The organism is Ochrobactrum sp. RH2CCR150, assembly GCA_014138095.1.
In the GTDB taxonomy this organism is placed as follows: Bacteria; Pseudomonadota; Alphaproteobacteria; order Rhizobiales; family Rhizobiaceae; genus Brucella; species Brucella gambitense.
Map to the genome: position 1 here is coordinate 67521 of JACGXE010000004.1, position 13529 is coordinate 81049.

The window sequence follows — 13529 nt, forward strand, 5'->3', positions numbered from 1 at the left end:
TTCCTCCCGGTTTTATTTGCCGCTTGCCAGCGCGCGCTGCTGGCCGATCTGCACTTCTTCACGCAGGTCGTCCCAGATCACTTTTGCGATTTCGACGAATTTGTCGTCGTAACGAATGTCTTCCATGACGCGCGGGCGGGGAATGTCGATGTTGTAAACGCTCTTGACCGTAGCCGGTCCGGCGGTCAGCACGTAAACCTTGTCGGCAAGAGCAATGGCTTCTTCGAGGTCGTGGGTGACAAAAATCACCGAAGCGCCGGATTGCTGCCAAAGGTCGAGCAATTCGCCCTGCATCAGCGTACGGGTCTGGATGTCGAGCGCGCTGAACGGCTCGTCCATGAGCAGGATTTTCGGCTCATTGATGAAGGTCTGGGCCAGCGCCACGCGCTTGCGCATACCGCCAGAAAGCTGGTGCGGGTAGTGCTTTTCAAAGCGTGCAAGGCCAACGCGGGCAATCCAACTGCGCGCCTTTTCATAGGCTTCTTCCTTGCCCAAGCCGCGATAGCGTGGACCCGCGCTCACATTGTCGATGACATTGAGCCAGGGAAACAGCGCATCCGCCTGAAAGACAAAGCCGATATCGGGGCTGATGCCTTCGATCGGCTGCCCCATCAGGCGCACTTCACCGGCGCTTGGCTTGGCGAGACCGGTCACGAGATTGAGCGTCGTGGACTTGCCGCAGCCGGTAGGGCCGACGACGCAGGCAAATTCGCCCTTGCCGACATGCATGGTGAAATCGCGCAGCGCCGTCATCATCTTGCCGTCGGGCGTGACAAAGCGACGGGTAACATTGTTGAGTTCGATTGCGGGCGCGCCATTACCGGCTTCGTCGCGCGCAATGGTTTTCGGGGCTTCCATCAGCATAGGTTCCTCGCGGATGTGCGGCACCGCTCGCGCGCAATGCTAATTATTGCGCGCCTGCAATGCTGTTGAATGTGGTTGGGTCGGCGGGACTGACGTTCATTTGCGAACGCCAGCCGGGGCCCGCTTACTTCGCGGCGTCGAGCGTCGCGTTGGCCTTGTCGACGAATTCCGTCGTGTAGGTCTTCGACAGGTCGATCTGCTTTTCCTGCAACGGCTTCTTGAAGGTTGCGAGCACCTTCAGAACCGTTTCCGGACCATCCTTCGGCATACGGCCATCCGGCGTATACTGCGCCTTGCCTTCAGCCAGACCTTTCACATAAAGGTCCTTGTCACCGACATAATAGTCCTTCGGCATTTGCTCGGCGATTTCTTCGGCGCTGTGCGAAGCGATGTAACGCATGGTCTTGACCAGAGCATTGGTCAGCTTCTGCGCATCTTCCTTATGGGTTTCAAGCCAGGCCGACTGCACGTAGAAGGACGCAGCCGGGTAAGGTCCGCCAAGCGCTTCGGCCGTCTTTTCCGGCGTACGCATATCGACCAGAACCTTCGCTTCGCCGGTCTTGAGCATGGTGGCAATCGTCGGCTCGGTAGTCATACCGGCCTGGATGGCGTCCTGCTTGATCGCTGCGATGAAGGTATTGCCCGCGCCGACCGGCAGCAGCGTGTAATCGCCCTGCTTCAGCCCGTTGCGCACTGCCAGATACTGCGTCAGGAAGTCTGTGGAAGAGCCAAGGCCCGTCACGCCCAGCGTGTGGCCCTTGAAATCGGCAGGTGACTTGATCTGATCGGCATATTTGGTCGAAACCAGTTCCACTTCACCCGGCGCCTGACTGAACTGTACGATGGATTGAATGAACTTGCCCTTCGACTGAAGGTCGATGGTGTGGTCATAGAAACCGACAACGGCCTGTGCGGCTCCGGCAAGCAGTTCGTTCTCGGCGTCCACGCCTGCGCGGCTGTTGATCAGCTCGACGTCGAGGCCTTCATCCTTGAAGTAACCAAGCTTTTCGGTCAGTACAGCGGGCAGATAGATCTGCTTTTCCATGCCACCGACAATAACCGTCAGTTTTTCGGCATGCGCAGCACCGGCGCCCAGCGCCATGACACTGCTCAACAGCGCAGAGCGCCAAACAAGCCGAAGCGAATTCGTTGAAATTTTCATATAGGCTCCTCCAAGGAATGCTTCAGTCCGACAAAAGCCGAACCCTCCTCCTGATATGCAGCCGATTCCTCTAATCGGTGGAGAATGGTTACAGCAGCCAAGCTTTCAATCAGCTTTCAATAAACTTGCAGCCTATTTTATGGCTCTGGAATAAAGCGACAACCTCTACAGGCGCCCACACACGCTGTTTTGAAACAATAGTTGCTTGACGCAGCAGCCAAACCACTATCATCGTCATTTTTATTATCGCCATTCTTTCGGTCTCTTGCGGCAACCTATTGAAATCATGATCATCAAGCGGAACGATCTCATTTTTGCGGTACGCACTACCGCCGCATCGCTGATCGCGCTTTATATCGCCTTCCTGATGAATATGGACGACCCGAAATGGGCCGCCATGACAGTATGGATCGTCGCTCAAAGCAGCCGCGCAATGAGCGTTTCCAAGAGCATTTATCGTCTAATGGGCACGGCAATTGGTGTTGTTGTCGCCGTATTGCTCACGGCAATCTTCATCCAGACGCCAACCTTGTTTCTGCTGGTTCTTGCAAGCTGGATCGGCCTTTGCACGGCTCTTTCGACGGGATTGCGTAACTTCCGCTCCTATGGCGCGGTGCTCGCGGGCTATACGGCAGCCATCGTCGCCATCGACTCGCTGTCCGATCCGGACAACGTGTTTGAAATCGCCGTATCGCGATTGATCTACATCGCGCTGGGCATCGTCACCGAAGCAATCATCACCTGGCTTTTCAGCACCGACAATCCTTTTGAGGAAGCGCGCGCGCAGCTTGGAAAATTCATGCGACAGACGACAAAACTCTGCGCTGAAATGCTCGGCGGAGAAGCCGGAACCGGCGCGCTCCAAACCGCCTATCGCAACGCCATAGCCTTCGATACCGCCATTGAATACAAGGCCGCGAGTTCCGTTACTGTCCGACGCAGCGTCGGCTATCTCCGTCAGGCCATGGTCGTCACGCTGCAGCAGGCATCGGCCGTCCGCGCCATATTGGAAATGCCCTCGCAGACCACACGCGACGACCCATTGCTGCTGGAAGCACGAGACGCCATGGCGCGGATCGCCGATGGTGACGAAAACGTCGATCTGGAATCTTTACGCGATAAGATCATCCGCACGGCGGAAGAAGAAACCGCCAGCAATGCCGATCTCGCATCCGGGCGGCTGATGTTCTTGTATCGGTTGCGAAGTATGCTCGGCTTTCAGGAGCAGGCTTTGGGTATAGAGGCCGAACTCGACACAACCCACCCAAAAGCCAACCGTGTTCGCCTTTCTTATCACGTTGATCACACGGCAGCGGTGATCAACGGCATTCGCGCATTCGTAGCTCTCACCGCCGCTTCTGCGATCTGGATCTTCACCGCGTGGCCGTCAGGGGCCGGTTTTGTCATTGTCGTTGGTGTGGTCAACGCCCTTTTCGCAACCAGACCAAACCCGGTTGCCAGCGGCACGGAATTTCTGAAAGGTTCCGCCATCGCCGTAGTGGTAGCGGCGATCATGAATTTCGGCGTTTTGCCGGTCATATGGGGGTTTCTGCCCTTCACGATCGTCATTGCGCCCGTGCTGATCTGCGCCGGGCTCGCCATGCGCAATCCATCGACAATTGCCAAAGGATCGGCATTCGCAATCTTCTTCTGGGACTTGATCGGACCTGATAATTTCACGCGGGTCGACGCCACCTCCTTTCTGAATGGTGTGATCGCACTCCTTCTCGGCATCGGCATTGGAACGCTTGTTTTCTCGCTGCTCTTCCCGCCAAACACCCATGCCGCACAGCGCCGCATGAAACGCGCCATGCGCGACAGCCTGAAGAAGATCGGTTCCGCACCGCGCTCAATCACCATCGAAGCATGGATCAGCCAAAGCGCGGACCGTATCTCGCGTCTGCTGGTGACGGAGACTTCGGCTGCTTCAACCGAGGCACATCAGGATTTACGCGGCATGCTGGCCGTGTTGAACCTCGGCTCGGCAGCGTTAGAACTTGCGCAGTTGACCGACCATCCGGTGCCGGATGTGCGCATGGCGGTACAGGACATGCTGCGGACATTGGCTGTTTTCGACCCTGCAACGCTGATCGAAACCACCAAGGCCGGTGCAACGCGCATTCTGGCCGTATCAGAGACCGCAAGCAGCGCAGAGAAAGACCGGTTGTTGCACGCGGCGGCACTCATGCAAGCCATGGCCATGACGACCGAGGCAAATACCGTCTTCCTGCGCTGATCACCTTCCTGTGACAGCAGGCTTGAGTAAGCGATGGATAATTTATTGAAACAATACTTATTTTAGCAATAAATATTCCAAAAAACACAAATATTTTACAAGACGTAAACGATTGGCAGCTAGGGTTTCCGGTTATATGCTATCGTTAGCCATAGCAGATTGGGAAGTTTCCGAACACTGACCTAGGTGGGCCGCTCCCACGGGTCGCATAGCGGAATGCATGGAATGCCTTTTTCGAGGGACTATTACTTCGGACGGTTCAAGGCCGATGAGCTGGCAAGGCTGCAGCAAGCCTATATCCAGACTTGCACGGCCATTGGCTGTTGTCCGGTTACCTCGCCCCTGAAGGACGAACTGGTTCGTGAAATCATCCAGATTTACGAGTGCGGTGTCTTTCAACCGGAAAAGATCGCCGAACTCATGAAGCAGATCGAAAGCGTCAAGCATCGTGCGGATGCTGCCCCGACGCTCGATCAATTTGCCGTCATACGGTCCAAGACCGCCTAGGCTCCGTTTACGCCCCGGCGGCCTGATACTTTGGCTGCCTATTCCGCCGCATCCGCCAGATAGCCGAATTGCAGCACGTTTTGCGGAGCCGTTACGCCCGGCAAAAGACGTTCGTCGTCAATCGGGTCGCCAAGCTGCGTCGTCACCGGGATGACCCCCGCCCAGATCGGCAACACATAATCCGCCTCGTCATCCTTCGGCGGACCAGAACGAACCTTGGCCGACGCCTCGTTCAGCTCCAGCTCCAACAGCATGGTCGCTTTCAGTTCCTTCGCCATCATCGGGCGCAGCCCTTCCCAGCGATCTGGAAACAGTCCATTCACGAAACTACGCAAATGCCGTTCCTTCGCCGCGACATCCGTAATCTTCCTCGCAGTGCCAAAAGCCATCACGGAACGATAGTTGCAGGAATGGTGGAAGGCAGAACGCGCCAGTACCAGCCCGTCCAATGTGGCGAAGCTGACGCAGACCTCTGCTTCCTCGCAGGCTTCCAGCATGCGGCTCGCGGATGAACCGTGCCAGTAGATGAAACTGCCTTCACGCCATACGAGCGTTGGCGACACATAGGGCGTTCCGTTGAAAACATAGGCCACATGGGCAAGCGGCTGCGCATCGATGATCGCATGCACGCTGTCCGCATCATAATGGCCGCGATCATGCAGGCGTTTCATTCTGGTTCTGTCTGTGGGGGCATTCGTCATGCTGGTCGTTCCCGTCTGCATTTGGACTTTCAATACATGCAAAATGCCGCCATAGTGGTATGTTGAGAATAACCACTTAAAAGATATAGAACCATGCCACTTATCGCATCGATACCGGAGTTCGGCATTGACCGGACGAGCGATACCCCGCTCGCGGTGCAGCTGGCGGAACAGATAAGGCAGGCTGTTTTGACCGGAAGGCTGAAGCCTGAAAGCCGCCTTCCATCAACACGCGCCTTTGCGGAAGAATTGGGCGTCTCTCGCGCCACGGCACTGGCAGCCTACGACCAACTGATCGCCGAGGGGTATCTCGAAGGCAGGCACGGATCAGGCACGCGTATTGCTGCACAATTGCCGGAAGTGACATTGAAAACCGGGCCCGCAGGCACAAAAATCAGTACATTTTGCACCGCCAGGACGACAGCCGAGCCAGCGCGGGAGCCGCAGCCTTTTCAGCAAGGTGTGTTCGACAGCGATCATTTCCCCCATGTGGAATGGGGCAAACTGCTGGGACGCATCTGGCGCAACCCTAACGCCAGCCTACTGAACGGCCACGATCCTTTCGGCCATTTACCGCTGCGCATCGCCCTCGCCCGCCATCTGCACGAATGGCGTGGCATGGCTGTTGATCCCGAGCAGATTCTGATTACCGGCGGCAGCACTGACGCTTTTTCCCTGCTCCGCGAAGCCATATTCACGCCCGGCGACAAAATCTGGATGGAAGAACCGGGCTATTCTCCCGCCCGGAATATTCTCGGCGGTCAGGGAATTGACGCTGTTTCGGTGCCTGTCGATGACAACGGTCTCGATGTGGCAGCAGGGCGGCAAGCCGCCATGCAGGCGCGAGCGGCATTTGTAACGCCTGCCCGCCATCACCCAACAGGTGTAACCATGCCGCTGGCCCGGCGGCTCGATCTCATCGCCTGGGCACGCGAGAGCGACGCTGTCATCATCGAAGACGATTATGACAGCGAGCACCGCTATATCGGCCAGCCGCTTCCGGCCCTGATGTCACTTGATCGCGACCGCATTCTCTATATCGGCAGTTTCTCGAAAGTGTTTTCGCCCGTCTTGCGGCTTGGCTTCCTGATTGTGCCGCCACAACTGACGGACAAGTTTCACACACTTCGACAAGAGCTTTTACCGCCGCCGTCGCTTCTCGCGCAACCCGCGCTGGCTCAGTTCATCGAAACCGGCGCCTTCGCCCAACATATCCGGAGGATGCGCCGCCTCTACGCCTCACGTCGCAACAAGCTCATCGCGGCATTGTCTCCCGGTGAACCGGCACTTTTCAGGATCGAAGCGCCGCCTGCGGGCCTGACCCTGCTGCTGGCGCTTTCCGACAACCAAAATGATGTGGCGCTTGCAGAAAAACTCGCAGATGCCGGGATTAACGTTCAACCGCTCTCACCGCTCTACAGGTTTTTCCAACCCCGACAAGGGCTTATCCTCGGTTTCTCAGGTTTTGATGAAGCCCACTTGGAGAAATCTGCAACAGCATTGATAAAAATCCTCGAAAGCTCAATTTGAACCGCGTGCGTTAGCACTTTCGTAAACTTTGGATTCAGTTTTTGCCGCTACTCTAAACAAAGCAATGACTCGGAAGAGCGTTGCAGCCCATTTGTTTTGAGTACGGGTGCCCATGCGTTCTTCGCCTTCGCGTTCTTTGGTCGTGTCTGCCATTGCGCTCGCTTGCGCCGCCCTGTCGGGCTGCACATCGAGTTCCGGCATCGACAGCATCATGCTCCAGCCGAAACCCTCGGCGGAGATGACCAGTTCTGTTGTGAGGCCGGTTCCGCCCGCAGCCGTAACCGAGACAGCAAGCGCGCCGCGCGCGCAGCCACTCCCGCCGCAAGAAGAAGTGCTCGCCTGGGCCGGACCTGTTCCCGATGGCGGACCGTTCAAGGTACAGCCGCCTGCACCCGTTGCGCCGCAACCGCGCGCACCTTTGCAGGAACGGCCAGTCGCACAGATACCAGCCCCCGTTCCCCAAGTGCCCACACCGCAGGCAGCAGCGCCGCGCATGCCTGCACCACAGGTTGCGGCCTATCCGGCAGTGCGTCTCGAACCACAAGCCCGCTCGGCACAGGACCGCTCCAGAATTTACAGCCATCGCTTCCGTGATGCCAAGCCGATCAATTTTGGCCGGGCGTCGCCGCGCAAGCTCGCCGTTCACGGCGTTGATGTCTCGCGCTGGCAGGGCGATATCGACTGGCCGAAACTGCGCACGCAAGGCGCGAACTTCGCCTATATCAAGGCGACCGATGGCGGCGATCATCTCGACCCGATGTTCCGCAAGAACTGGCGTGAGGCCAAGGAAGCCGGGATCAAGCGCGGGGCTTATCACTTCTTCTACTGGTGCCGCGTTGCCAGCGAGCAGGCCGATTGGTTCATCCGCAATGTGCCGAAAGATCCCGATGCACTGCCGCCGGTGATCGATGTGGAATGGAACGGCGATTCCGCCTGCCGCCGTCGCCCGTCGCCGCAACAGGTGCGCGAGAAGATGCAGGTTTTCATGGACAAGCTGGAGCGCCATTACGGCAAGCGCCCGGTCATCTACACCGCTCCGGATTTTTATGACGACAATCTGAAAGGCGCTTTCACCAACTACCCGTTCTGGCTGCGCGCTGTCGCCCAGCACCCATCCAAGGTCTATCCGGGCCGCCCATGGCTGTTCTGGCAATATTCGGGATCGGGTCTGTCTCAGGGCGTGAGCAACAAGATCGACCTGAACGTGTTCCATGGTTCGGAAGCCGAATGGCATCGTTGGCTCGATCGCGTCGGCAGCTGATTTTGCTTCACCCAAACAAAAACCCCGGAACTTCCATTCCGGGGTTTTCTTTATTCAGCGGCGATCACTTCTTGCCGATATTTTCCAGATCATACGGCGTTGACTGGTAGATTTCATTGATCCAGTTGCCGAACAGAAGATGGGCATGGCCGCGCCAACGGTTTTGCGGCGGACGCGTGGCATCGTCTTCCGGGAAATAATTCGCAGGCACCTTCGTTTCAGGCTCGCCTTGGATATCGCGGAAATATTCATCAGCCAGCGACGTAGTGTCATATTCGACATGGTTGAACATATGCAGCGCGCGATGGTTTGGATCTTCCAGCAGACAAAGGCCGGATTCAGCGCTATCGACGAGGACATTCAGGCCGCTATTCTGCGGAATGTCTTCCTTGCGCACTTCCGTCCAGCGTGAAACCGGAATGGTAAAATCATCCGAGAAGCCACGCAGATAGGGCGATGCTGGCGCAAGATTCTGCTGGCTGTAAACGCCCGAAGCCTTGGCCGGCAGTTCATACTTGCCCATGCCATGGAAATGATGAACGGCGGCCTGCGCCGACCAGCAGATGTTCAGCGAGCGATGTACGTGGGTCAGTGTCCAGTCGAAAACGCGCTGCAACTCATCCCAATAGGTTACGTCTTCGAAATTCAACCGTTCCACCGGCGCGCCGGTGATCACAAAGCCATCGAAGCGCTCATCACGCACATCTTCCCATGGGCGGTAGAAAGACAGCATGTGATCGGCGGAGGTATGGCGCGCGACATGATTGGTGATGCGCACGAGCGTCAGTTCCACCTGAAGCGGAGTTGCGCCCAGCAGGCGGGCAATCTGCGTTTCAGTGGTCGCCTTGTTGGGCATGAGATTGAGCAGGCCGATGCGCAGGGGCCGTATGTCCTGACGCACGGCATCCGCCTCGCGCATGACCATAACGCCCTCGGCCTGGAGAACACTGGTTGCTGGCAGATCGTCAGGAATTTTTATCGGCATGATCGCGTCGGTCCCTAGTTCTGTCAGGTAGACGCGAGTGGCTTTATCCGCATAATTGCCGGTTTGGCCACATCCTCCCTTGTCAGGGAGTACCACCTTGCCCGGAGCGGCAGGTTGGCGTTGGGCGTCTCCCCAACTCTTGATGTATTCGCACTTCTACTCAAAGCCGGACGTTATGGCAATAGCTTTACGCGCAAGCGATGCTGGCTGGAACAAATGTCCGCTTTCCGCGTTTTTCGAAGTGCCCGCATACTGTCTCAGGCTATCGTTTCGGTTAAAGGGCAACAGGGAGGGAGAAAATGAGCAACATTATATTCTGGACGGGAATCTTGCTTCTGCCGGTCCTGGTGGGAACAGCATTCGCCTATCTGCGCCATTATCATCACGAAGACGACTTCTGATTTAAAACCAGAAGCCGCCTGACGCTCTGACTGTTTCGTGCGCTTTCGCGCACGCCTCTTATTGTGTCGCTGAAACCAGCGAGAAGGCCACGCCTTTCGGATCAAGACACTGGATGATCCACTCGCCATTCGGCACTTCGGTCGGTCCGAAAGTCACTGTACCGCCATACAATTTGACGCGTTCAGCAGCGGCGTTCGTTCCATCCACCATGAAGTAAAAGCCCCAGCCATTGGGCACATTTGGCGGGGCCGTCATGATGCCGCCCGCGTCTGCGCCGTTTATGCTGAATATCTTGTATTTGCCCATGGCTCCCATATCGAAGTCACGAGAGAGCTTCCAACCAAACACTTTCTCATAAAAACCAAAGACTTCTTCGCCGTTCTTGGCATAAAGCTCATGCCAACCGGGGTGGCCCACCTTGCGCGAACCAAAGTCAGCTGGCGGTTCTGGCGGGTCTTTCGGCTCGAAGAGCGCAAAGACAGAACCCTGCGGGTCTGACACAATGGCAAACCGCCCGACGGTTGGAATGTCATAGCCCGGTTGCAGGATCTTGCCGCCTGCGGCGGCAACCTTCTCGGACATAGCATCCACATCGGCCACGCCGATATAGCCAAGCCAGCCGGGTTTTGCGCCACAATCTCCACTGGGCATATCGGAAAGCGCCATCATACCGGCAACGGCGCAGCCCGGCGCTTCAAGAAGAGTATAATTCACACCGGGTACGCCCGAGTCTTTCGTATTCCAGCCGATGACGTTGCCGTAAAACTTCGCGGCCTCGGCGGCATCTTCAGTCATGAGTTCGTACCAGACGAACGGTGATGCTCCGTCTTTCATTGTCATTCCTCCCAGAATTTAAATTCAGCGTTCAGCTACAGCAGCTGTGCTTTGCCGTTGACGCGGCATATTCATCGTGGCGTTTCACGAAGTGCATTGTGCTGTCTTCGTTACGCCCCTTCGGTGCCCGGTCGAGGATCATCAGCGTGCTAATCCACTCCTCGATGCCGCGCGCATAGCTGGAATATGTGTGGTAAATCGTGCCGTCATCGGCCTTGAGGAAGGCGCTCATGCCAGGCAGTTCGTCATGTGCCTGCTCTGGCGCCAGCCTGTCAAAATTGTAGAAAACGCGTCCTTCTTCGATCTCGGCCCTGTCGAACGACACATGGAAATCGAAGTTGAAATCGCCGCCATAGGACGACACCCATGGAAAATGCCAGCCCATGCGCCGCTTATAGTCTTCCAGCTTTGCAAGAGGCCCACGCGAGACAGCAACAAGCGTGACATCGTGATTGTTGAGATGCGCCAGCGCGCCGTCTAGATTATCGGCCAGGAAAGAACAGCCGACACAACCCTGCTCCCAATCCGGCCCGAACATGAAGTGGTAAACGACCAGCTGGCTGCGTCCGTCAAAAAGCTCTGCCAGCGTTCGACGCCCAGCCGGGGTGTCGAAGACATAGTCTTTCTCCACCTTGACCCAGGGCAATGCCTGTCTTTCCTGATTGACGCGATCGCGAAGATGCGTCGCTTCCTTTTCTCTGGCCAAAAGCGCGCGACGCGCCTCAAGCCAGACTTCGCGGGATACGACTTCATTCATGATGCAAGTCCTCCTCCGCCCCCCGGATGGTAAAACGCCCAGTTTATATCGGGATATTTGCTTGACGATTTACATTGATATCAATATTAATGGATCATGTCAAACGCTGCCGATGTCCCTTTTGAAACAACCCTTTTGGTCAGAGATACCTGCCTCTGCCTGCATGTCCAGCGCGCAGCTCGCGCGCTTGCGCGGCGTTTCGACGAGGCTCTTCGTCCGGTTGGCATGACTAATGGGCAGTTCTCCCTGATGATGTCGCTCAACCGGCCTGCGCCACCGCCGATGAAACCGGTGGCTGAATTGCTGGCAATGGATCAGACGACCCTCACCGCGGCTCTGAAGCCACTGCAAAGACAGGGTTGGGTGGAAATATTAGTCAATCCCGCTGATCGCCGTGAGCGCTTGCTGCAGCTGACGCCAGATGGCAAGGCGGCTCTAGCCGCCGCTGTTCCCATCTGGACCTCCACACATGCGGAAATCGAAAAGAACCTCTCGCACGGCAATGGAGATCAAATCCGGCACGACCTGATGGCGCTCTCGCTCTAGAGCCCAACAATCTTGTCTAATCAGATGTGCTGCATGAATTCATGCAGAACGACGGCCTGATTGTGTTCTTCGTCCTTCGCACCATAAAGCAATGTCAGCGGCGCATCACCGGCTTTGGCAACCAGTGCTTTGAGATCCGGCAACCTATCTTTCAGTTCGGCAAGATAGCGTTTTTGAAACTCGCCCCACTTCGCGGGATCATGATCGAACCATTTGCGAAGGTCTGTAGACGGGGCAACATCTTTTGCCCAGAGATCGATGGCGGCCTTCTCCTTGGTCATGCCCCGCGGCCAAACGCGATCAACCAGAACCCGATAGCCATCATCGCTTGATGGCGCTTCATAAATCCGTTTGAGGCGAATGTCGGTCATGTTGAAATCTCCGCATCGTCGCTACCACCTGCTGTTTTAGCGTAGCTGCGCGGAATTGGCGACAACTGAAGCGCCGCGCGAGGGCGCAGCGCTTCGGTCTTTCGCAAGATTACGCGGCTTTACCGAGAATACCATGCGGATCGAGAACGAACTTCTTCGCTACGCCCTGATCAAAGCTCTCATAACCAGCCGCTGCGTCTTCAAGCGAAATGACTTCCGCATTGACGATTTCAGCAATATTCAGACGCCCATGCAGGATCGCCTGCATCAACTGCCGGTTATATTTCAGAACCGGTGTTTGGCCGGTATGGAATGACTGCGCCTTGGCCCAGCCAAGCCCGAAGCGAAGCGACAGGCTGCCCTGCTTGGCCGCACCGTCCACCGCGCCCGGATCCTCCGTCACGTAGAGCCCCGGAATACCAACGGAGCCAGCAGGGCGGGTGATTTCCATCATCTGGTTCAGCACGATTGCGGGCTGTTCACCGCCGCTATGGCCTCTGGCCTCAAAGCCCACGGCATCGATGGCGCTGTCCACCTCGTTACTGCCGGTAACTTCTGCGATCATGTCGCCGAGACGGTCGCTGGCGGAAAGGTCAATCGGCTCGAAACCCACCTTGCGTGCATGGTCCAGACGTTCTTTGTTGAAATCTCCAACCATCACGACAGCTGCGCCAAGAATTCGCGCCGAGGCTGCGGCGGCCAGCCCGACTGGTCCGGCCCCCGCCACATAGACCACCGAGCCAACACCAACACCCGCCTTGACCGCGCCGTGAAAGCCGGTCGGCAGAATATCCGACAGCATGGTCAGATCGCGGATCTTCTCCATAGCCCGGTCACGATCGGGGAATTTCAGCAGATTGAAATCGGCGTAAGGCACCATGACGTAGCGGGCCTGCCCGCCGATCCAGCCACCCATATCGACATAGCCATAGGCGCCGCCAGCACGCGACGGATTGACGGTCAGGCAGACGCCTGTGTCCTGCTCCTTGCAGCAGCGGCAACGGCCGCAGGCGACATTGAACGGCACCGATACGATGTCGCCGACCTCGAGCATCTCGACATCGGAACCCTTCTCAATGATCTCGCCAGTAATTTCATGGCCAAGCACAAGCCCCGGCATCGCGGTCGTGCGTCCGCGCACCATATGCTGGTCCGACCCGCATATATTGGTTGAGATGACTTTCAGAATGACACCGTGACCCAGCTTCCTCCCATCGGGTGCAGACAGCACCGGATCTTCGATGTCACGTACTTCGACTTTTCCGGGTCGCATATAGACGACGCCACGGTTCCTGCTCATGTCTACCTCCTCCAGGTTGGACAACAAACGAAGATGTCAGAAAGTGAAAACGTAACGGCGAAGGGAGCAAGGC

General features: G+C 56.9%; 13 protein-coding genes and 1 riboswitch. Of the genes, 5 read left to right on the forward strand and 8 right to left on the reverse strand.

The features are described 5' to 3' along the window. Nucleotides 1–12: 12 nt before the first annotated feature. Both FHW03_RS10255 and FHW03_RS10260 read right to left on the reverse strand, forming a co-directional pair. Nucleotides 13–864 (reverse strand): ABC transporter ATP-binding protein, encoded by an 852-nt coding sequence (locus FHW03_RS10255; protein WP_182520539.1) that lies wholly within the window; start codon nucleotides 862–864, stop codon nucleotides 13–15. A 124-nt stretch (nucleotides 865–988) separates the two neighbouring features. Further along, on the reverse strand, nucleotides 989–2026 hold the full coding sequence (locus FHW03_RS10260) for an ABC transporter substrate-binding protein (protein WP_182520540.1): 1038 nt from the start codon (nucleotides 2024–2026) through the stop codon (nucleotides 989–991). Between the two features lie 286 nt (nucleotides 2027–2312). Here FHW03_RS10260 and FHW03_RS10265 point away from each other — a divergent pair, with 286 nt between their 5' ends. Both FHW03_RS10265 and FHW03_RS10270 read left to right on the forward strand, forming a co-directional pair. Continuing rightward, nucleotides 2313–4262, forward strand: a complete 1950-nt coding sequence (locus FHW03_RS10265) for an FUSC family protein (protein ID WP_182520541.1) — start codon at nucleotides 2313–2315, stop codon at nucleotides 4260–4262. A 225-nt stretch (nucleotides 4263–4487) separates the two neighbouring features. Next, complete coding sequence (locus FHW03_RS10270; RefSeq protein ID WP_182520542.1) at nucleotides 4488–4769, forward strand: hypothetical protein; 282 nt, start codon at nucleotides 4488–4490, stop codon at nucleotides 4767–4769. 38 nt (nucleotides 4770–4807) lie between these two features. On the opposite strand, the gene FHW03_RS10275 is transcribed toward FHW03_RS10270, so the two are convergent. Beyond that, nucleotides 4808–5470: a pyridoxamine 5'-phosphate oxidase family protein gene (locus tag FHW03_RS10275; protein ID WP_182520543.1), complete on the reverse strand. Its 663-nt coding sequence runs from the start codon at nucleotides 5468–5470 to the stop codon at nucleotides 4808–4810. A 93-nt stretch (nucleotides 5471–5563) separates the two neighbouring features. On the opposite strand from FHW03_RS10275, the gene FHW03_RS10280 reads away from it, so the two are divergent. After that, a complete protein-coding gene (locus FHW03_RS10280) occupies nucleotides 5564–7000 on the forward strand; it encodes a PLP-dependent aminotransferase family protein (RefSeq protein WP_182520544.1) in 1437 nt (478 codons plus the stop codon). A gap of 112 nt (nucleotides 7001–7112) precedes the next feature. Continuing rightward, entirely contained in the window at nucleotides 7113–8261 is a 1149-nt protein-coding gene (locus FHW03_RS10285; protein WP_182520545.1) for a GH25 family lysozyme, read from the forward strand. Between the two features lie 64 nt (nucleotides 8262–8325). Here FHW03_RS10285 and metA read toward each other — a convergent pair whose 3' ends face one another. The 3 genes from metA to FHW03_RS10300 form a co-directional block, all read right to left on the reverse strand. Then, nucleotides 8326–9246, reverse strand: coding sequence for a homoserine O-succinyltransferase (gene metA, locus FHW03_RS10290; RefSeq protein ID WP_182520546.1), 921 nt, complete (start codon nucleotides 9244–9246; stop codon nucleotides 8326–8328). Nucleotides 9247–9287: 41 nt separating this feature from the next. Next, a riboswitch (SAM-I-IV-variant riboswitch) is annotated at nucleotides 9288–9397 on the reverse strand. 308 nt (nucleotides 9398–9705) lie between these two features. Then, nucleotides 9706–10482 (reverse strand): VOC family protein, encoded by a 777-nt coding sequence (locus FHW03_RS10295; RefSeq protein ID WP_182520547.1) that lies wholly within the window; start codon nucleotides 10480–10482, stop codon nucleotides 9706–9708. Between the two features lie 31 nt (nucleotides 10483–10513). Next, a complete protein-coding gene (locus FHW03_RS10300; protein WP_182520832.1) occupies nucleotides 10514–11242 on the reverse strand; it encodes a thioredoxin family protein in 729 nt (242 codons plus the stop codon). A 93-nt stretch (nucleotides 11243–11335) separates the two neighbouring features. On the opposite strand from FHW03_RS10300, the gene FHW03_RS10305 reads away from it, so the two are divergent. Then, nucleotides 11336–11785: a MarR family winged helix-turn-helix transcriptional regulator gene (locus tag FHW03_RS10305; RefSeq protein WP_182520548.1), complete on the forward strand. Its 450-nt coding sequence runs from the start codon at nucleotides 11336–11338 to the stop codon at nucleotides 11783–11785. A 20-nt stretch (nucleotides 11786–11805) separates the two neighbouring features. Here FHW03_RS10305 and FHW03_RS10310 read toward each other — a convergent pair whose 3' ends face one another. Both FHW03_RS10310 and fdhA read right to left on the reverse strand, forming a co-directional pair. Further along, nucleotides 11806–12156: a DUF488 domain-containing protein gene (locus FHW03_RS10310; protein ID WP_182520549.1), complete on the reverse strand. Its 351-nt coding sequence runs from the start codon at nucleotides 12154–12156 to the stop codon at nucleotides 11806–11808. A 109-nt stretch (nucleotides 12157–12265) separates the two neighbouring features. After that, nucleotides 12266–13456, reverse strand: coding sequence for a formaldehyde dehydrogenase, glutathione-independent (gene fdhA, locus FHW03_RS10315; RefSeq protein WP_182520550.1), 1191 nt, complete (start codon nucleotides 13454–13456; stop codon nucleotides 12266–12268). Nucleotides 13457–13529 lie beyond the last annotated feature (73 nt).